This is a genomic window from Bacillus sp. FSL W8-1127, from assembly GCF_038006725.1.
GTDB classification, from domain to species: Bacteria; Bacillota; Bacilli; order Bacillales; family DSM-4216; genus Bacillus_O; species Bacillus_O smithii.
This window is the reverse complement of the sequence record NZ_JBBOVU010000001.1, coordinates 3,369,975-3,388,267: the sequence shown is the minus strand read 5'-3', so window position 1 is coordinate 3,388,267 and position 18,293 is coordinate 3,369,975. Positions and strand designations below refer to the sequence as shown.

General features: G+C 41.3%; 19 protein-coding genes. 15 read left to right on the top strand and 4 right to left on the bottom strand.

Annotation, left to right across the window (positions count from 1 at the left end; genetic code table 11):
* Positions 1 to 174: 174 nt before the first annotated feature.
* Positions 175 to 930, bottom strand: coding sequence for a hydrogen peroxide-dependent heme synthase (hemQ, locus tag NST12_RS15860; protein WP_003354335.1), 756 nt, complete (start codon positions 928 to 930; stop codon positions 175 to 177).
* A 269-nt stretch (positions 931 to 1,199) separates the two neighbouring features.
* Between hemQ and NST12_RS15855 the strand changes: the two genes are divergently transcribed.
* Positions 1,200 to 2,045, top strand: coding sequence for a lipoate--protein ligase family protein (locus NST12_RS15855; protein ID WP_327796724.1), 846 nt, complete (start codon positions 1,200 to 1,202; stop codon positions 2,043 to 2,045).
* 58 nt (positions 2,046 to 2,103) lie between these two features.
* On the opposite strand, the gene NST12_RS15850 is transcribed toward NST12_RS15855, so the two are convergent.
* The gene (locus NST12_RS15850; protein ID WP_048624273.1) at positions 2,104 to 2,799 is read right to left on the bottom strand and encodes an RsfA family transcriptional regulator; all 696 of its coding nucleotides are present in this window, start codon (positions 2,797 to 2,799) and stop codon (positions 2,104 to 2,106) included.
* A gap of 495 nt (positions 2,800 to 3,294) precedes the next feature.
* Between NST12_RS15850 and NST12_RS15845 the strand changes: the two genes are divergently transcribed.
* From NST12_RS15845 to NST12_RS15805, 9 genes are all read left to right on the top strand, one after another.
* Positions 3,295 to 4,269: a LacI family DNA-binding transcriptional regulator gene (locus NST12_RS15845; RefSeq protein ID WP_341102012.1), complete on the top strand. Its 975-nt coding sequence runs from the start codon at positions 3,295 to 3,297 to the stop codon at positions 4,267 to 4,269.
* Complete coding sequence (rbsK, locus tag NST12_RS15840) at positions 4,269 to 5,153, top strand: ribokinase (protein WP_327796722.1); 885 nt, start codon at positions 4,269 to 4,271, stop codon at positions 5,151 to 5,153. The genes NST12_RS15845 and rbsK overlap by 1 nt, the downstream gene beginning before the upstream one ends.
* On the top strand, positions 5,150 to 5,557 hold the full coding sequence (gene rbsD / locus NST12_RS15835; RefSeq protein ID WP_048624270.1) for a D-ribose pyranase: 408 nt from the start codon (positions 5,150 to 5,152) through the stop codon (positions 5,555 to 5,557). Before rbsK ends, rbsD begins: the two co-directional genes overlap by 4 nt.
* Positions 5,558 to 5,562: 5 nt before the next feature.
* Complete coding sequence (locus NST12_RS15830) at positions 5,563 to 7,065, top strand: sugar ABC transporter ATP-binding protein (RefSeq protein WP_048624269.1); 1,503 nt, start codon at positions 5,563 to 5,565, stop codon at positions 7,063 to 7,065.
* Positions 7,046 to 7,996 carry an ABC transporter permease gene (locus NST12_RS15825; RefSeq protein ID WP_341102008.1) on the top strand — a complete coding sequence of 317 codons (951 nt, stop codon included), beginning with the start codon at positions 7,046 to 7,048 and terminating at the stop codon, positions 7,994 to 7,996. Before NST12_RS15830 ends, NST12_RS15825 begins: the two co-directional genes overlap by 20 nt.
* 66 nt (positions 7,997 to 8,062) lie before the next feature.
* Positions 8,063 to 8,998, top strand: coding sequence for a ribose ABC transporter substrate-binding protein RbsB (gene rbsB, locus NST12_RS15820; RefSeq protein WP_048624267.1), 936 nt, complete (start codon positions 8,063 to 8,065; stop codon positions 8,996 to 8,998).
* Between the two features lie 342 nt (positions 8,999 to 9,340).
* Positions 9,341 to 9,562 carry a DUF1450 domain-containing protein gene (locus tag NST12_RS15815; protein WP_003353397.1) on the top strand — a complete coding sequence of 74 codons (222 nt, stop codon included), beginning with the start codon at positions 9,341 to 9,343 and terminating at the stop codon, positions 9,560 to 9,562.
* Between the two features lie 487 nt (positions 9,563 to 10,049).
* The gene (locus NST12_RS15810) at positions 10,050 to 11,348 is read left to right on the top strand and encodes an HD domain-containing protein (RefSeq protein ID WP_040341056.1); all 1,299 of its coding nucleotides are present in this window, start codon (positions 10,050 to 10,052) and stop codon (positions 11,346 to 11,348) included.
* 38 nt (positions 11,349 to 11,386) lie between these two features.
* The gene (locus NST12_RS15805) at positions 11,387 to 11,896 is read left to right on the top strand and encodes a YwgA family protein (protein WP_081473027.1); all 510 of its coding nucleotides are present in this window, start codon (positions 11,387 to 11,389) and stop codon (positions 11,894 to 11,896) included.
* Positions 11,897 to 11,913: 17 nt separating this feature from the next.
* On the opposite strand, the gene NST12_RS15800 is transcribed toward NST12_RS15805, so the two are convergent.
* Positions 11,914 to 12,102, bottom strand: a complete 189-nt coding sequence (locus NST12_RS15800) for a 2-hydroxymuconate tautomerase (RefSeq protein WP_003353394.1) — start codon at positions 12,100 to 12,102, stop codon at positions 11,914 to 11,916.
* Positions 12,103 to 12,335: 233 nt separating this feature from the next.
* Between NST12_RS15800 and NST12_RS15795 the strand changes: the two genes are divergently transcribed.
* The 3 genes from NST12_RS15795 to NST12_RS15785 all read left to right on the top strand — a co-directional run bounded on the left by NST12_RS15795 (position 12,336) and on the right by NST12_RS15785 (position 13,975).
* Complete coding sequence (locus NST12_RS15795) at positions 12,336 to 12,989, top strand: site-2 protease family protein (protein WP_048624265.1); 654 nt, start codon at positions 12,336 to 12,338, stop codon at positions 12,987 to 12,989.
* A gap of 108 nt (positions 12,990 to 13,097) precedes the next feature.
* Entirely contained in the window at positions 13,098 to 13,304 is a 207-nt protein-coding gene (locus NST12_RS15790; RefSeq protein WP_048624264.1) for a hypothetical protein, read from the top strand.
* Positions 13,305 to 13,474: 170 nt separating this feature from the next.
* Positions 13,475 to 13,975, top strand: a complete 501-nt coding sequence (locus tag NST12_RS15785; protein WP_003353390.1) for a YwhD family protein — start codon at positions 13,475 to 13,477, stop codon at positions 13,973 to 13,975.
* 151 nt (positions 13,976 to 14,126) lie between these two features.
* Here the strand turns inward: NST12_RS15785 and NST12_RS15780 are convergent, their stop codons facing one another.
* The gene (locus NST12_RS15780) at positions 14,127 to 16,184 is read right to left on the bottom strand and encodes a transglycosylase domain-containing protein (protein ID WP_048624263.1); all 2,058 of its coding nucleotides are present in this window, start codon (positions 16,182 to 16,184) and stop codon (positions 14,127 to 14,129) included.
* 332 nt (positions 16,185 to 16,516) lie between these two features.
* Between NST12_RS15780 and speE the strand changes: the two genes are divergently transcribed.
* Both speE and speB read left to right on the top strand, forming a co-directional pair.
* Positions 16,517 to 17,347: a spermidine synthase gene (gene speE, locus NST12_RS15775; protein ID WP_003353388.1), complete on the top strand. Its 831-nt coding sequence runs from the start codon at positions 16,517 to 16,519 to the stop codon at positions 17,345 to 17,347.
* Between the two features lie 26 nt (positions 17,348 to 17,373).
* Positions 17,374 to 18,243 (top strand): agmatinase, encoded by an 870-nt coding sequence (gene speB, locus NST12_RS15770; protein ID WP_003353387.1) that lies wholly within the window; start codon positions 17,374 to 17,376, stop codon positions 18,241 to 18,243.
* Positions 18,244 to 18,293 lie beyond the last annotated feature (50 nt).

Sequence of the window (18,293 nt, the reverse complement as noted above, 5' to 3'; positions counted from 1 at the left end):
ATGAAATAGCCCATTTTCATACTTATGCAAGCATCTTCAAAAAATGAACAGCTTTCTTAATGAATTGTACAAATTTTGCGACAAAGTTTTTTAGGGGGAAAGAATACAGGTTTTCATAAACGGAGAGAAAGAAAAAGGTCCTTAAGAGTTTGGCTCTTAAGGACCTATCTCGATTTATTCATTGATATGAAAAAATTGAGGAAGTTTTTCTTTTTCCAACAACGGACCGACGAAGAATGAACCGAATTCGCCGTAGCGGGCGCTTACTTCATCAAAACGCATTTCATAGACCAATTTTTTAAATTGGAGAACATCGTCGGCAAATAAGGTAACTCCCCATTCGTAATCGTCAAAACCGACCGAACCGGAAATAATTTGTTTGACTTTGCCGGCATATTTACGTCCGATTAATCCGTGGCTTCTCATCAATTCACGGCGTTCTTCCATTGGAAGCATATACCAGTTGTCGTTTCCTTGCCGGCGTTTGTCCATTGGATAAAAGCAAATGTATTTCGATTTTGGCAGAATGGGATAAAGCCGAGAACGCACATATGGATTTTCATATGGATCTTCATCGGAATCAGAAGGGAGATAGTTGCTTAGTTCCACGACGGATACATATGAGTAGCTCGGGATCGTAAACTCCGCGATTGTTAGTTTATTAAATTCATTTTCCAGCTCGTTCAATTCTTCCATTGTTGGGCGCAATGTCATAAGCATTATATCGGCTTTTTGCCCCACGATGGAGTAGAGCGCATGGCTGCCTTTTTGTTCAGCTTGTGTTTTTTCTAATTTTTCTAAGAAACGGTTAAGTTCAGCCAGAGCTAATTGACGTTCTTCGCTGGAAAGAGTTTTCCACAGGGCCCAATCGATGGTTCGAAAATCATGAAGGACGTACCAGCCGTCCAGTGTTTGCGCAGCTTCACTCAACGATATCAACTCCTATTCAAAATGCTTCAACTTTCTCTTTTTTTAATATACCATAGTTTGTCCCTATTCATCTGAAAAGAAACCTGTGCAGTTGTGGCTAATTCTTGAAGCTTCATTTAGAAAGTGGGATTACAATGAGAGAAACCGAAAATTTCCTAGAAGTGGACCTTTATTTTAGGCAGGCGAACAATCGCATTCTATTCTTTCCATCCGTGAAATAGCGGTGATATAATAGGATCACGAAACGATGACTGAAGGAGAATTTTTTGATGAGTAATGCTTTGGCTCTATTACAACAGAAAGCGTGGAGGATTATCGACCAATCGAGTTTAGGGCCGATGTTTGACGCTTTGCAATCGTTCGCGGCTGATGATACGCTTTGCACTTCCGTTGGAGCAGGTGCTTCCCCTGCGACTGCAAGAGCGTGGGTTCACCATCAGACGGTAGTTCTTGGCACCCAAGATACGAAACTTCCTTTTCTTCAAGATGGTTTAAGAGTCTTAGAAAATGCGGGCTACCGCTATATTGTCCGAAACTCGGGCGGACTGGCTGTATTGCTTGATGAAGGAGTTTTAAATCTTTCTTTAATATTTCCGGATACGGAAAAAGGCATCGATATTGATAGAGGGTATGATGCCGTGTGGAAGCTGGTTCAATTAATGTTTCACGATTATCCTGAAGAAATCGAAGCGAGAGAAATCATAGGTTCTTACTGTCCCGGAAGCTATGATTTGAGCATTCGCGGAAAAAAGTTTGCCGGGATATCGCAAAGACGAATAAAAAATGGCGTTGCCGTCCAAATTTATATAGGCGTCACCGGAAGCGGGGCAGAACGAGCGGAGTTGATTCGAAAATTTTACCAAGCTGGGAAAAAAGACGTTGTAACCAAGTGGGAGTACCCCGAAATTCGGCCGGAAGTGATGGCCTCCCTCGCTGAGTTAATCGACCCAGCTTTATCGATGACGAAAGTGATGACCCGATTTTTCACGGCATTAAAAACGGTCAGTGAAACCCTTTATATGAGCCAATTGGAAGGGGAAGAAATAGAGCTCTATCAGTACTACTTAAATCGGGTAACTGAACGCAACGAAAAGCTCTTGGCTGCCTCCTGCTAATGCAAAAAAGATCCGTCCTCAACGCCAAAGCATCGGCGGAGGACAGATCTTTCTATAATCATTCAGCCACTTTTTCTAAATTTCCGTTTCGATCCATTTTAAAAGTAGTCGGAGCGGGTTCCTCGTCTTCAAACAAGACTAGTTTGCGGGCGCGGTTCATAATCTTTATTAAAGTTTCGTAGTCTTCTTGCATAATCATAGAATTTTTTTCTAGTTCTTTCACTTTCTTTTCCAATTCTTCTTTTTCTTGCTTTAAGGTCGCAATTTCCTGCTTCAATCTGGCATTCTCGCTTTTTAAAATATCTGCGTGGTAGTTGGAATGGGTCATGTTTTGCAAGAATGCAATGACTTTTTCCAGCGTGATTTCACCGCTTGGTGCGATAACGGCAGGCAATGCCGCTTCTTGTTCTCCGGTTTTTAGATTATCGTTTGCCACGGGCAGGGACATCGCTTCCACTTCCTCTATGGAAGGCACAGGCGGCTGATAAAGAAGTTTCTTTTTGCCTCCTTGGTCTTTGCCTAACAGCCTTTGCCGCTGTTTTCGCTGCTTTTTCGCAAGCTGAAGAGCTTTTTCATATTGATGGCGGACGACAGCGTTCCAGCGAAAGCCGCAAGCAGCAGACGTCCGGTTTAACTTGTCCCCAACTTCCTCAAAAGCGTTTAATTGAGTGCTTCCTTCTCTTACATGACGCAGTACAGTTTCTGCTAAAAGCAGATCATTTTCTTCAGTCCAGGCATCCTGGCGTGTTTTCATGGTTCTCAACTCCCTTTTGTAAAAATGTTCTTTTCTTATCTACATCTTGGTCAATAACGAATAGTTTTATACATTTGCAAGAAAATATTTTGAGTAATAGTTTGATATGGAATTTTGGACGGCGAAAAAAGGAGAGTAAATGACCGTTTCGGCGATAATCATCACTCTGCGGATTTTGGGAATGAAGGATTAATGGCAAAATTTTTCTTTGTTTTATTGGTGATCAAAAAGAAATCACTCTGCTAAGAAGAAGGCATTCATGAGACCGGGAAGATCAACCTTATCAACCTTCCAAAAGAACGAGGCTATTTCGAGTTCATTAAAAAATTCTGAGCAAGCAAAGCCGTTTTAAGAGAGAATGTATTCGTTCAACTTGGAGAAAGAGAACAAACTAATTTATCATGATTTTTTTACAAAAAATTAAGGATTGCACTTTTTAGCATGAAAGAGTAAGATATATGTAAACGGTTACAGTTTTCGTAGAGGTGAAACCAATTGGTGACGATTAGAGACGTTGCGAGAGAGGCGGGGGTCTCTGTAGCAACGGTTTCCCGTGTTTTAAACAAGAGCGGATATGTACAGGAGGATACGAAAAAATTAGTTCTGGAAGTCATTCAAAAGCTTAACTACAAGCCGAATGAAGTGGCTAGATCTTTATACAAGCGGGAATCCAAACTAATCGGTCTTTTGCTTCCAGATATCACCAATCCTTTTTTTCCCGAATTAGCCCGTGGTGTGGAAGATGCTGTTCAACATGAGGGATATCGTTTGATCGTTGGCAACAGCGATGAAGATATGGAAAAGGAGTTTCGTTATATTGAAACGTTTCTTCAAAATCATGTAATGGGCATCATTGCATCCACGATCCATTCAGATCGTTTTTTGAATTTAAAAATTCCTGTCGTGCTGCTCGATCGAACGACAGATCAATTTCCTTCTGTTTACTCCAATCATCAGCAAGGAGGGAGATTGGCAGCTAGAACATTATTGGAACGCGGGAGCAGAGAGATTACGGTGTTAAGAGGACCGCAGCATATACGTCCTGCACAAGAACGTTTTCTAGCCGCTCTTGACGTTTTAAGCCAATCCAGTGCTTGCTTCTACGTCATGGATACGTCCTTTACTTTTAATGGAGCAAAAGCCAGTGCAAAGGAAGTTTTTCAAAAGTATCCTAAAACAGACGGAATATTGGCATGTAATGATGTGGTGGCAACCGCTGTCCTTCATGAGGCGTTGAGAATCGGCAAAAGAATACCGGAAGATCTGCAAATAATCGGATACGATGATGTCCCCATTAGTGAACTAGTTTTTCCGCCCTTAACCACCATTCATCAACCAGCCTATAAAATGGGCGAAGAAGCAGTCAAGCTTTTGTTGGCTATTTTAAGAAAAGAAAAATGTATGGATACTCGGATAAAACTGCCCGTAAAATTAATAGAAAGAGAAACGACAAGAAAGGTGGAGTCTTAATGGTTAAAATAGTGGTAGTCGGAAGTTCGTCCATGGATTTAGTGGTCACTTCACCAAGAAGACCAGAAGCAGGAGAAACCATTATTGGTACTTCTTTTAAAACCGTGCCGGGCGGTAAAGGAGCAAACCAGGCCGTGGCAGCGGCAAGACTTGGCGCCGAAGTGACATTGATTGGTTGTGTCGGTGATGATCATTATGGAAGTTTGATCGTCGATAATTTACAAAAAAATGGTGTTTCAACCGATTTTGTGAAACCGGTTACAGGCGTGGAGTCAGGCACAGCCCACATTACTTTGGCGGATGGAAACAACAGCATTATTGTCGTAAAAGGGGCGAATGATTTCATTACTCCAGACTATGTAGAGATAGCCTTAGAGTCCATCAAGAAAGCGGATGTAGTGTTGATTCAACAAGAAATTCCGGAAGAAACAGTAGAATATGTGGCAGACGTTTGTGCTTCGAATGAAGTGAAGCTTGTCTTAAATCCGGCGCCTGCCAGAAAAATTAATCCAGAAGTGATATCAAAAGCAACGTTTTTAACGCCAAACGAACATGAATATCAAGTTTTATTTGACGGGAAAGAACGATCTGAGATGCTTGCCGCTTTACCGAATAAATTAATCATTACGGAAGGAGAGCATGGGGTGCGTTATCATAACGGAACAGAGGAAGTCGTCATTCCGTCTTACAAAGTCGATGTGGTCGATACGACAGGAGCCGGGGACACGTTTAATGCCGCATTTGCAGTCGCTTTGGCAGAAAGAAAATCGATAACAGAAAGCTTGCGATTTGCGAATTGCGCTGCTTCCCTATCGGTTACCAAGTTTGGGGCACAAGGTGGAATGCCGACGCGGGAAGAAGTGGAAAGGGTGGTTGCAAAATGAAACGACATGGAATCGTGAACAGTTCTATTGCAAAAGTCCTTGCGGATCTCGGCCATACCGATTGGATCGTCATCGGTGATTTAGGCCTTCCGGTGCCAAAAGATATTCCCAAAATTGATTTAGCCATAAAAATCGGAACTCCTACCTTTCAAGAGGTTGTGAAGGTCATACATGATGATATGGTCGTCGAAAAAGCCATTGCAGCTGAAGAAATCAAAACGAATAATCCCGCTCAGTTTCAATTTTTAGAATCTGAATTTAGCGGAATGGTGGATTTTATCTCCCATGAACAATTGAAACAGTTCATGAAACAAGCAAAAGCGGTCATCCGAACAGGAGAAGCAACTCCTTATTCCAACTGTATATTGCAAGCAGGCGTCATTTTTTCAACAGGAAAGGAGTGAAAAAAGTGCGGATTGAAATGAAAAATATTCATAAATCATTTGGTGCTAATAAAGTACTTGATGGTGTTTATTTTACGCTAGAACCCGGCGAAGTACATGCACTGATGGGGGAAAACGGAGCCGGAAAATCAACATTAATGAACATCTTGACAGGTCTTCATAAAAAAGATAACGGCAAGATTGTCATCGATGGAAAAGAAACGGATTTTCAAAGTCCAAAAGAGGCAGAAGATGCCGGAATCATGTTTATTCACCAAGAATTAAATATTTGGCCGGAAATGACCGTGCTAGAAAACTTGTTTATTGGGAAAGAAGCAACGAATAAACTCGGAATTTTAAATACGAAAAAAATGAAAGCGCTAGCAAAAGATGTTTTTAAACGCCTTGGGATGACTCTTCCCTTGGAACAAGAAGCGGGTCTTTGTTCTGTTGGAGAACAACAGATGATCGAAATTGCCAAAGCCTTGATGACCGATGCCAAAGTGATCATAATGGATGAACCTACCTCTGCTTTAACAGACAGGGAAATTCAAAGACTTTTTCAGTTGATGGAATCTTTGAAAAAAGACGGCGTATCGATTGTGTACATTTCTCACCGTATGGAGGAAATTTTTACGATTTGCGACCGCATTACCATTATGCGCGACGGAAAAACCGTCCATACTTCCCCGATAAAAGAAACGAACTTTGATGAAGTAGTGAAAAAAATGGTGGGGCGTGAACTAAAAGATCGTTTTCCGGAGAGACGACCTAAACCGGGGAAGATCGTGTTTGAAGTCAAAAATTTAACAAGAAAAGGCTACTTCGAAAACATTCATTTTTCGCTTCGTTCAGGGGAAATTTTGGGTATTTCCGGTTTGATGGGTGCGGGACGCACAGAGATCATGCGCAGCCTATTCGGCATCGATCCGCTGGATGAAGGGGAAATATTCATAGACGGCCAAAAAGTAACGATTAAAAATCCATATGATGCTGTGCGAAAACATATGGCTTTTGCAACGGAAAACCGAAAAGAGGAAGGATTAATTTTAGACTTTTCGATTAGAGAAAACATTTCCCTTCCTAACTTATTTAGCTTGGCACCTAAAGGAATCGTTCAAAGTGAAGAAGAGGAAAAGTTCGTCGACATGATGAGCAAGCGTTTAAAAATTAAAACATCTTCAATAGAAGAAGCTGCAGGAAATTTATCAGGCGGTAATCAACAAAAAGTGGTCATTGCGAAATGGATTGGCATTGGCCCGAAAGTTTTAATTTTGGACGAACCGACAAGAGGAATTGATGTTGGCGCCAAACGTGAAATTTACCAGCTCATGAATGAATTAACCGATCGTGGAATGGGGATTATTATGATTTCCTCGGAACTTCCTGAAATATTAGGGATGAGCGACCGCATTCTAGTCATTCATGAAGGGAAAATCGCAGGTGAACTTCAAGGAAAAGAAGCTGACCAAGAAACGATTATGACGTTAGCGACTGGAGGAAAATTACATGAACACACAAACAACTAAACGCCCATTGTCGCAAGTGTTCTCAAAATTGGGTCCGTTGATTGCACTTGTTCTATTGTTCGTAGTTGTAGCCATTTTAAATCCATCTTTTCTAGCACCATTAAATATACTCAATCTACTGCGACAAGTATCTATTAATGCATTAATTGCTTTTGGAATGACGTTTGTTATTTTGACCGGTGGCATTGACTTATCGGTTGGATCGATGTTAGCGATTTCAAGTGCTTTAATGGCGGGAATGATTGTATCAGGCATGGATCCTATTCTGGCCATCATCGTTAGTGTTTTACTCGGTACGCTCATGGGGATGTTTAATGGATTGCTTATTACGAAAGGAAAAATGGCACCCTTTATTGCCACTTTAGCAACGATGACGATTTATCGAGGACTTACGCTCGTTTACACAGACGGCAACCCTATCACAGGATTAGGGAACCATTACACCTTTCAATTATTTGGGCAAGGATACTTTCTGGGAATCCCTGTTCCTGCGATTACGATGATCATTACCTTCGCCATTTTATGGTTTGTTCTTCATAAGACGTCATTCGGTCGCAAAACATATGCCATTGGCGGTAATGAAAAAGCGGCCATTATTTCTGGTATTCAAGTCAATCGTGTAAAATGGATGATTTATGGATTAGCAGGTACGATGTCTGCTTTGGCCGGTTCGATTTTAACGTCTCGATTAAATTCAGCAGAGCCGACAGCGGGAACGGCTTATGAAATGGATGCGATCGCCGCTGTTGTTTTAGGTGGAACCAGTTTATCCGGGGGAAGAGGTAGAATTTTCGGAACTTTAATTGGAGCACTCATAATTGGAACATTAAACAACGGGTTAAACTTATTGGGGGTTTCCTCCTTTTACCAACAAGTTGTAAAAGGTGTCGTCATATTAATAGCGGTTTTAATTGATCGGAGAAAAGCATAAGGAAACAATCTTTTGAAAACCTATCAAGTTTTGAAAATAACATCGTAATTGAAGGAGAAAATCAAAATGAAAAAATTAGCAGGCATAATGATGATGTGTATCGTTCTCTTGTTAAGCGCATGTTCACTTGAGCCTCCTAATTGGGCCAAACCAGCCAAAAAAGACCATTTAAAAGACATGAAAATTGGCGTCAGTATTTCCACTTTAAATAACCCATTCTTTGTCACGTTAAAAAATGGCATTTTAAAAGAAGCCAAGAAAAAAGGAATGGATGTCATAGTCGTAGATGCCCAAAATGATTCCACCAAACAAGTCAATAATATCGAAGATTTAATTCAACAAGGCGTTGACGTTTTGCTCATTAACCCAACGGACTCAGCAGCCATTTCGACTGCTGTGAAATCGGCTAATAAAATGGGGATACCCGTTATTACGATCGACCGTTCAGCTGACGAGGGAAATGTCGCAACATTTGTAGCTTCTGATAATATAAAAGGCGGCAAAATGGCAGCAAACTATATCATCGATCAAGTTGGGGAAAAGGCAAAAGTGGTTGAACTTGAAGGTCAGCCAGGTGCTTCTGCTACACGTGAACGCGGTGCAGGATTCCATAGTATTGCAGATAAAAAACTGGATATTGTCGCGCGGCAAGCTGCCGATTTCGACCGATCCAAAGGCTTAAATGTAATGGAAAATATTTTACAAGCTCAAAAAAATATTCAAGCGGTATTTGCGCATAATGATGAAATGGCATTAGGCGCTATCGAGGCGATCAAAAGTTCAGGCCGCGATATTGTAGTCATTGGATTCGATGGAAATGACGATGCGATCAAAGCCATCAAAAAAGGGAAATTATCTGCTACCGTGGCTCAACAGCCGGAACTGATTGGTCAAAAGTCCGTACAGGCAGCCATTGATGTTTTACAAGGAAAGAAAGTAGAAAAGAAAATTGCTGTACCGTTAAAGCTCGTTACAAAAGAGAACGTATCAAAAATGAAATAAATATTTGCTTTTCAGGTCCCCATATAAATGGGGATTTTTTTATTGTTGACGATGCCGACAGCCGGGAAACAGGATCATAAAACGAATTCGTAAAGCAGATACGATTTTTTATGGATGAAAAAGAGAAAGCACGTTCAATTCAGACAAAGGAGCCCGGCATGTTTTTCGAGAGGGAATCAAAGTCCTTTTCATATGTCTATCATCCCGTCTCCCATTCGCAGAACATGATAAGAAATCACGATTTTTCCAACGAGACAGGCTGCCCGTTGAACTTGCAAACTGCTAAATTAAGGGGTAAAATACCGATAGCTTTAAGAGACAAAACAGAAGGGATTGTATGGAATGGCAAACGAATTTCGTGTTTGCGATGACTGTCAGGCTGTCAATTTGAAAACGTTGCTGCCTAAGCTAAAAGCCTTGGATCCCGATGCAGAGATTAAAATCGGCTGCCAATCCTACTGCGGTCCAGGCCGCAAAAAAACGTTCACCTTTGTGAATAACCGCCCGGTTGCAGCATTAACGGAAGATGAATTGATAGAAAAAGTAAAGAAAAGACTAAAATAGATGAAACGTGTCACCTCATTCCAAACGGAAAAGGTGATTTTTCATTATCTGGGATGGAAGACGGGGGATTCGCAAAAGTCTGTTTGCTGATACAATAGAAATAGGTTTGATGAGGAAAGAGAATTCCTTGCGTTTCGTTCAAATGACGTGGGTGTTGGCATAAGAAAAGCTTTTGATGCAAACATCCTGATGTCCCGCGATAGGATATTTTGTATATAAAAGGATCTTTGCAAAGTCTTTTCGTTTTTTTGGGATTATAAAGGATGTTTTTCCATTTTTGGTTGCAGGACAACTAGTGCTGCTCCCGTTTATCTAATGAACGGATCATACGTCATTGTTCAATCCGTTTTTATTTCACCATATTTTAATTTGAAAGGAGGAAGTACAGGAGTGTTTTGCCATTGCACAACACTCATTCCTCCCCCTGCTTTTACGGAGCTTTATCCTGGCTATTATGGAACAGTGGGGGTCTTCTGTGCGCAGTGAGATGGACTATTCCAAAAAAAAGTTAGATGAAGAAAAAGTGTTTAAAGACCCGGTTCATCGGTATATTCACGTAAGAGACCAAATGATTTGGGATTTGATCGGAACGAAAGAATTTCAAAGACTGCGGAGAGTCCGCCAGCTTGGTACAACGTTTTTGACATTTCACGGCGGAGAACACAGCCGTTTCAGCCATTCACTTGGTGTTTATGAAATCGTCCGCAGAATTGTCGATGATGTGTTTGATGGCCGACCTGAGTGGAATAAAGAAGAACGTCTACTTTCGCTTTGCGCCGCCTTGCTCCATGATGTCGGACATGGACCTTTTTCTCATTCGTTTGAAAAAGTCTTTGATTTGGATCATGAACAATTTACGAGAGAAATCATTCTCGGCGATACGGAAATCCATCAAGTCCTCTCAAGAGGGGGAAGCGATTTTCCTGAAAAAGTGGCGGAAGTGATAGCCAAAACGTACCATAATAAGTTGGTTATCAGTTTGATTTCCAGTCAGATTGATGCGGATCGCATGGATTATTTGCAAAGAGATGCGTATTTTACCGGCGTCAGCTACGGTCATTTTGACATGGAGCGGATACTGCGGGTTATGCGGCCTCGGGAAGATCAAGTGGTGTTTAAATACAGCGGCATGCATGCGGTAGAAGATTACATAATGAGCCGGTATCAAATGTATTGGCAAATTTATTTTCATCCTGTGACTCGAAGTGCGGAAGTGGTGTTGACGAAAATTCTTCACCGCGCAAAAGAACTGTATCGAAATGGTTATTCTTTTAAACAGGATCCCGTTCACTTCTATTCTTTGTTTCAAGGCGATATTACCCTTGAAGATTATTTGAAGCTGGATGAATCCATTATCCTTTATTATTTCCAAATATGGCAGGAAGAGGAAGATCCGATTTTAAAGGATCTCGCCAATCGCTTTGTCAACAGGAATCTTTTCAAATATATCGAGTTTGATCCGGCTAAAGAATATAAGAAATACAGTGAATTAGAGTCGTTGTTTCGAAAGGCCGGAATCAATCCGGATTATTACTTGGTGTTGGATTCGTCATCAGATCTTCCTTACGATTTTTATCGCCCAGGTGAAGAAGAGGAACGTTTGCCCATTCATTTGCTGATGAGGAACGGGGAATTAAGAGAACTGTCAAGAGAATCGGATATTGTGGACGCGATATCCGGAAAGAGGAGGACGGATCATAAACTCTATTATCCTGCCGACTTCCTCAAAGATGACCGTTCAAAACCGTCGATCAAACGAAAAATTCGCGAGATACTGGACATTTAAATGGTAAGTAAGGAATTTTGGAGTAGGAGATGACCACGTTGTTAAAAGAACATGTCAAATTGATGAGTGCCTTTTCCGCCTGTGGGGAAATTATCGGTCGAAAAAAATTGCAAAAAATGATTTACATTGCCAAGAAAATATCCTTTCCTTTTCAAGAAAAGTTTCAGTTCCATTTTTATGGACCCTATTCAGAAGAGCTGACGTTGAGAGTGGAAGAATTATGCAATATGGGATTTGTTCATGAAGAAAAGGAAAAGAAAGGCGGCTATTACCAATATCGCTACACCGTTACAAAAGAAGGAATGGATTTTTTAAAGCTTTATGAAGAGGAGATACCTAAATTAAAAGAATGCGTGCTCCATATGAATGAGCAAAGCGCCCGATTTCTGGAGCTGGTATCTACCGTTTTGTATTTCGATCATTTGTCCGAGGAAGAAGTAAAGGAGAAAATTTTCACCTTAAAAAAGAAGCAAAACTATACGGAAGAAGAAATTGAAAAAGCGTACCAGTATATTGAAGAATTAAAAGGAATCGCCAAGCCCCAGTGAGGCTTGGCGTTCCGGGATCAGTTTTCATCGCTCAGGCGTTTGCCGGCGACGGCATAATGGTTTTTGGACATTTCTTCAATAAAAACAGTCACTTTTTCTTTCGGAGCTCCTGTCGTTTCTGAAACTGCTTCCGTGACTTTTTCCACCAGCGCTTTTTTCTGTTCATCTGTACGACCTTCCAGCATTTTTACGGTTACATAAGGCATATGTATCACTCCTTTATACTTTCTTATCTCAGATTTTATGCTTTTCTTTTGGAAACAGCAAGGAAAGAACAATCTGTGATAAAATTTTCAAAGTTTTAGTATAAGATGTTGATAAAGGAAAGTTTTTCAAAAGGCAGGAAAACAAAAGATGCACGTTGAATAGGGGAAGCATCCGTCATTTTTCCTAATAGTTTGGCTGTCTAAAAATAACATCAAATAAAGGAGTCGATAGTTTGGATCGTTTTTTTGCTTATTCGTTTCAGGAACTTCCGTTTGTCATTATCTCTTTAGTGGTGGCTTTTACGGTGCATGAATTTGCACATGCTGCTGTTGCTTATAAATTTGGTGATTCTACGGCCAAAGATGAAGGAAGATTAACATTAAACCCGGTATCGCACTTGGACCTGATCGGAACGTTGTTTCTTTTGATTGCTGGTTTCGGATGGGCGCGTCCCGTACCTGTCAACCGCAGCCGCTTTCATAACCCAAGGCTGGCCGGTGTTCTCGTATCGATTGCCGGACCTTTGAGCAATTTTTTGATTGCGTTTCTCTCTTATGTGATCATGTTTTTTTTCATCCGTTCCGGAAGTGGTTCCGCATTGCCGCAGTTTTTCGTGGATTTATTAAATATGATGTTGTGGCTGAATCTTGTTCTTTTTGTCTTTAATTTGCTGCCGTTTCCGCCACTGGATGGATATCGCATTATTGAAGATCTTGCAACACCGTCTTTTCGGGTCAAAATGAGCCAGTATGAGCAATATGGGGCGCTGATCTTTTTAATTTTAGTCATTACTCCGCTTGACCGTTATACGATTCATCCCCTCTTCAATATGGTAGTGCCGGCGATTTTGCAAGGGTTTAGTTCGTTGTTTTCTCCGTTTTTTTAAAATGTGCGAATAACAAGTACATAGTCGTTGCTAATTGTAGATGCCATTGCAAGGCTATGGCTTGATTGCCGCTATTATGTTCATTGACTGAAAAAGGGCGGTTATGGAATGAGAAAAATTTATGAATATCTGTCCATCGATGAGAAAAAAGAAGCAGTCGAAAAATTGAGAGAAGATCTCAGAAAACTAAAAAAAGAAATCGATCAAAATCAAGATTCTTTTTCTAGTTTCATCCTTGAAATATTGTATAGTACACGAGATAAATGGAATTTAGAAATGGAAGAATTAGAAGCTGGGATAAAAAGTAAAGAATGATCTTGAAAGATGAAGATTCGATGGAGAAGGCATGGTTGACAAATCACAGCTTGGATGGCGCAGCCGCTTGATTCAACTGTAAATTCAAAATGAAAAAAATCTCTGTTTGGATATGGAAAGCGTTTGCGATATATTGAGAATAAAATCTTGTTCAAGGAGAGGTTGGATACATGGAGAAAAAGAAAAATATCGGGTTTCATATTATCAAAAATGATCCACTGGATGGCCATAGAGGATTCGGAAAAGGAGCGGTAAGCCTAGACAATGTTTCACCGGTCATCATTGACGTGGAGGCGGGTGAAGCGTTTGTCGATTTAGGCGCCATGCATGCGCGCAGTGAAGTAGAGAAGAGAATCAAATTTACTCCTCATAAGGAAGAAGTGCCGGATGGGAAACCGTACTGGATCGTTTGGGTGACCGTCCAGCAAGGAGAAGAAGGACCTTATTATTACGGGGCGACCGCTTGCGAAATGACCGTCAATCAAGAAACAAGAAGAGGCTACAAATCTTTGCCCGAACATGTGAACCGATTGGATAAATCGTTAAAGGGACATTTTATATTGGATCATATGGATGCCAAATCCAAAAAAGTGTTAAAAGACTTTTTGGAAAGCCATGATAAAGGCATGTGGGAGCGATCCAGCGAACAATTGAAAAATGGCTTGCAATAATTTTTTTGTGTGGAACGACGATTATTTTATAAATCTAAGATAGTTGTTAGAAAAAACAAGGATGTTCGAACCGTTTGCCACTAAGAATAATGAAGACACGAAAAAACCCGGTAGACAGATTCCGGGCTTTTTCTGTTGGCAGGCCGTTTGGTTACAAGCCAAACAACCTTTGAAACCAATTTTTTTCTTCTTTCTTTTTGGTTGGATTTGAATGATCTTTTTTCTTCAAGTGTTCCGTACAATATTCGGTCGGCTCGGTTCCGGCAACAAAATAAGTCTTTACGGAAACGGGGCAGTCTTTGGTTGCCAGTTTTCCGTTCAGCGGATTGATGGCGACCGCTTTCACTCCTTTTGGTGGTTTGAATGATTTCTTAGGCTGCCCTTTTAACGATTTTTCCATAAAAGCGGCCCAAATTTTTTTCGCGAGTTTCTTGTCCTCTGTTAATGTTATTTCTTTTCCGTTATCGTATCCCGTCCATATCCCTGTTGTCAGCTGAGGGGAGAAGCCGATCATCCAATGATCGGCGGAAGTCGAGCCTGATTTGCCGGCATAAGGTCTTGTCAGATCTTTCAGCATTGATGCTCCTGTGACCGTTGCGTAGCCGTTTAATTTTTTATCGAACATGCCCGTCATCATATGGGTCATCACAAAAGCGAGACGTTTATCCAATATTTGCTTTTGCAAAGGGTGATTATCATAAATCACATTTCCGTGGGAGTCTTCTACTCTTTTGATAAAAACGGGCTCGATTTGTTTCCCTCCGTTGGCAAACATCGAGTAGGCGTTCACCATTTCGATTAATTTGACCCCGGAAGTCCCAAGTGCCAAAGAAGGGACATTTTCCAATGGGGTTGTAATTCCGAATTTTTTGGCCGTTTCGATCAATGTTTTCGGCTTAAGAAAAATATTGGTTTTGACGGCGTAAATATTGTCCGATACAGCTAAAGCTTGTGCCATCGTAATTTCACGGTTGGCATACTGGTCGTTAAAATTGTGCGGTGTGTAGGTGTTTTGACCATGGTTGAAATGAAAAACAGTATATTCGCTTCTTAACGTTGTGGCAGGTGTAAAGCCGTGCTCCAAAGCAGCATAGTAGAGAAAGGGCTTCATAGTGGAACCCGGCTGCCGGATGGCTTGCACAGCACGATTGAAAGGGCTTTGTTCATAATTGCGCCCTCCGACAAGCGCGGTGACGTAGCCGGTTTTCGGTTCCATTGCCACGAGCCCTACCTGTATTTGAGAGTTTGGAGAGATTTGATTTTGGATTACTTTTTCTGCCAGTTTTTGCTGTTTCAAATTTAAGGTTGTATAGACTCGAAGCCCGCCGAATTCAATCGTTCGATCGTCCAAGCCCAAATCCGTTTTCAGCTTTTGTTTGACGACATCTTGAAAATAAGGGGCTATATTGTTTTTCGGATCCGATTGTTTTCCGACAATCGTTAGTTTCTCTTTTTCTGCCTGTTGGCGTTGTTTGGCAGTAATATAGCCGTCTTTCTCCATTTTGCGCAATATTAATAATTGACGTTCTTTCGCTTTTTGAAAAGAAATAAGCGGCGAGTAGATGCTGGGGCCTTTAGGAATGCCGGCCAGCATACTGGCTTCCGCGAGAGAAAGGTCTTTCGCATCTTTATTGAAATAAAATTTGCTGGCTGCTTCAATCCCATATGCGCCGTGGCCATAATAGATGGTGTTCACATATCCTTCTAAAATCTGTTTTTTTGTGTAATTCATTTCCAAGCGGATCGTATAAAATGCTTCCAACAATTTTCGGTTCCACGTTTTGTCGTGATGAAGAAATAAATTGCGGGCATACTGCTGGGAAATGGTGCTGGCTCCCTGAACTTTGGACATCGCTTTTACATCAGCCAAAGCGGCTCCGGCAATTCTTTTTAAATCAAACCCATGATGTTCGTAAAACTTTTGGTCTTCTATCGAAACGGTGGCATCGAGGAGGTAAGGAGAAATGTCCTCTATTTTCACCCAATATCGTTTTTCTCCGCGGTTGGATTCTCCTATTAACGTTCCGTCGTCCGCATACAAAAGAGTAGATTGAGGAACTGAAAGCGGCGGAGGACCTAAAAGTTTTGCATAGGAGAATATGGCGAGAACTCCGGCCGAAAATAATATCAATAAAAGCAGGGAAATAAAGAAGAAAGCTCGAAAGTATTTCACGGTTTTACTGGATCTTGAATTTGTGATAATTTCCATATTTTCACCCCGCTTGTATATAAAAGCAGTTTTCTCTCATTTTTTAGTATGAAAAAAAAGTCAGCTTTTTAAACATCGGCAGGTGAAAGGAGCGGCATAGGCAGAAAAAAACTCTTGAAATTTTGGCAGTTTCCAATATACTGATTGACATGTTTGGTTTTTTCTTTTAGGATTTATTGTTTTTCCACTCTTTTAATCAGAAAACTCCCATCTTGTAAATTTGATAAGAATGGGGAATTCTAATAAGCTAAACGATGGATAAAATCTATCGTTTCATGAGAAAAATGGCTGAAAATGTTTAGAACAAATTTAAAATGAAAGGAAGCAGGTTAATGGCTGGACTTTGGTTTACTGAAAAGCAGACGGAAAATTTTGGAATTACGATGAAGGTCAAACGGACTTTACATACAGAGAAAACGGACTTCCAATACTTGGAAATGGTTGAAACGGAAGAGTGGGGAAACATGCTTCTTCTCGACGGAATGGTGATGACCACTCAACGAGACGAATTTGTGTACCATGAAATGGTGGCGCATGTTCCGTTGTTTACTCATCCAAACCCGGAAAACGTTCTGGTCGTGGGTGGAGGAGACGGCGGTGTAATCCGTGAAGTGCTCAAGCATCCGAATGTGAAAAAAGCGACTTTAGTCGATATCGATGGCAAGGTCATTGAGTATTCCAAGAAATACTTGCCGGAGATTGCATCCGGGTTGGAAGATGAACGAGTGGAAGTAAAAGTCGACGACGGTTTTATGCATATCGCACAAAGTGAAAATGAATACGATGTCATCATGGTTGATTCAACGGAACCGGTCGGACCGGCAGTCAATTTATTTACAAAAGGCTTTTACGCCGGAATTTCCAAAGCGCTGAAAGAGGACGGCATTTTTGTCGCACAAACCGATAACCCTTGGTTCAAAGCCGATTTAATCCGCAAAGTTCAGAAGGACGTAAAGGAAATCTTCCCGATTACGAGATTGTATCTTGCCAATATCCCGACGTATCCAAGCGGTTTATGGTCATTTACCATCGGTTCGAAAAAATATGACCCGCTTGCGGTGCCTGATGAACAATTTCTTGATATTGAAACAAAATACTATACGAAAGAAATTCATAAAGCAGCATTTGTTTTGCCGAAATTTGTGCAAGATTTGACAAAATAAGAGGTGCCACAGGGAGGTCTTGAAACATGCGCTTTGACGAAGCTTACTCGGGAAATGTGTTTATTGGCAGCCATCCAAATTACGAGGAAAGTTCAGTCGTCATATACGGTATGCCGATGGATTGGACGGTCAGTTACCGGCCAGGTTCCCGGTTCGGGCCGGCCCGGATTCGGGAAGTGTCGATTGGACTTGAGGAATACAGCCCTTATTTGGACAGAGAACTAAAGGAAATCCGCTATTTTGATGCCGGCGATATCCCCCTTCCTTTCGGGAATGCAGAAAGAAGCTTAAAAATAATCGAAGAGTATATTGACCAATTGCTGGCAGACGGGAAATCTCCTCTGGGAATGGGGGGAGAGCATCTCGTGTCGTGGCCGGTCATTAAATCCGTCTATAAGCGCTATCCAAATTTGGCGGTGATTCATATGGATGCCCATACAGATTTGCGGACGGATTATGAAGGAGAGCCTTTATCCCATGCGACTCCGATTCGAAAAGTAGCTGAATTGATCGGTCCTGAGAATGTATTTTCGTTTGGCATACGCTCCGGAATGAAAGAAGAATTTCAATGGGCGAAAGAAAATGGTATGTACATTGCCAAATTTGAAGTTCTTGAACCTTTAAAAGAGATTTTGCCACGATTAAAAGGCCGGCCGGTTTATGTGACGATTGATATCGATGTGCTGGATCCGGCTCACGCTCCGGGAACCGGAACGGTAGATTGCGGCGGGATTACTTCAAAAGAATTGCTCGCATCCATTTTGGAAATCAGCCGTTCCGAAGTTCAAGTGGTGGGAGCCGACCTTGTCGAGGTGGCGCCTGTGTACGACCACTCTGAGCAAACGGCTAATACAGCCAGCAAATTGATTCGCGAAATGCTGTTGGGCTGGTTTTAATCATATCATTTTGGCTTATAAAAAAGGATCTGCTCAAGACGGCTGGGGGA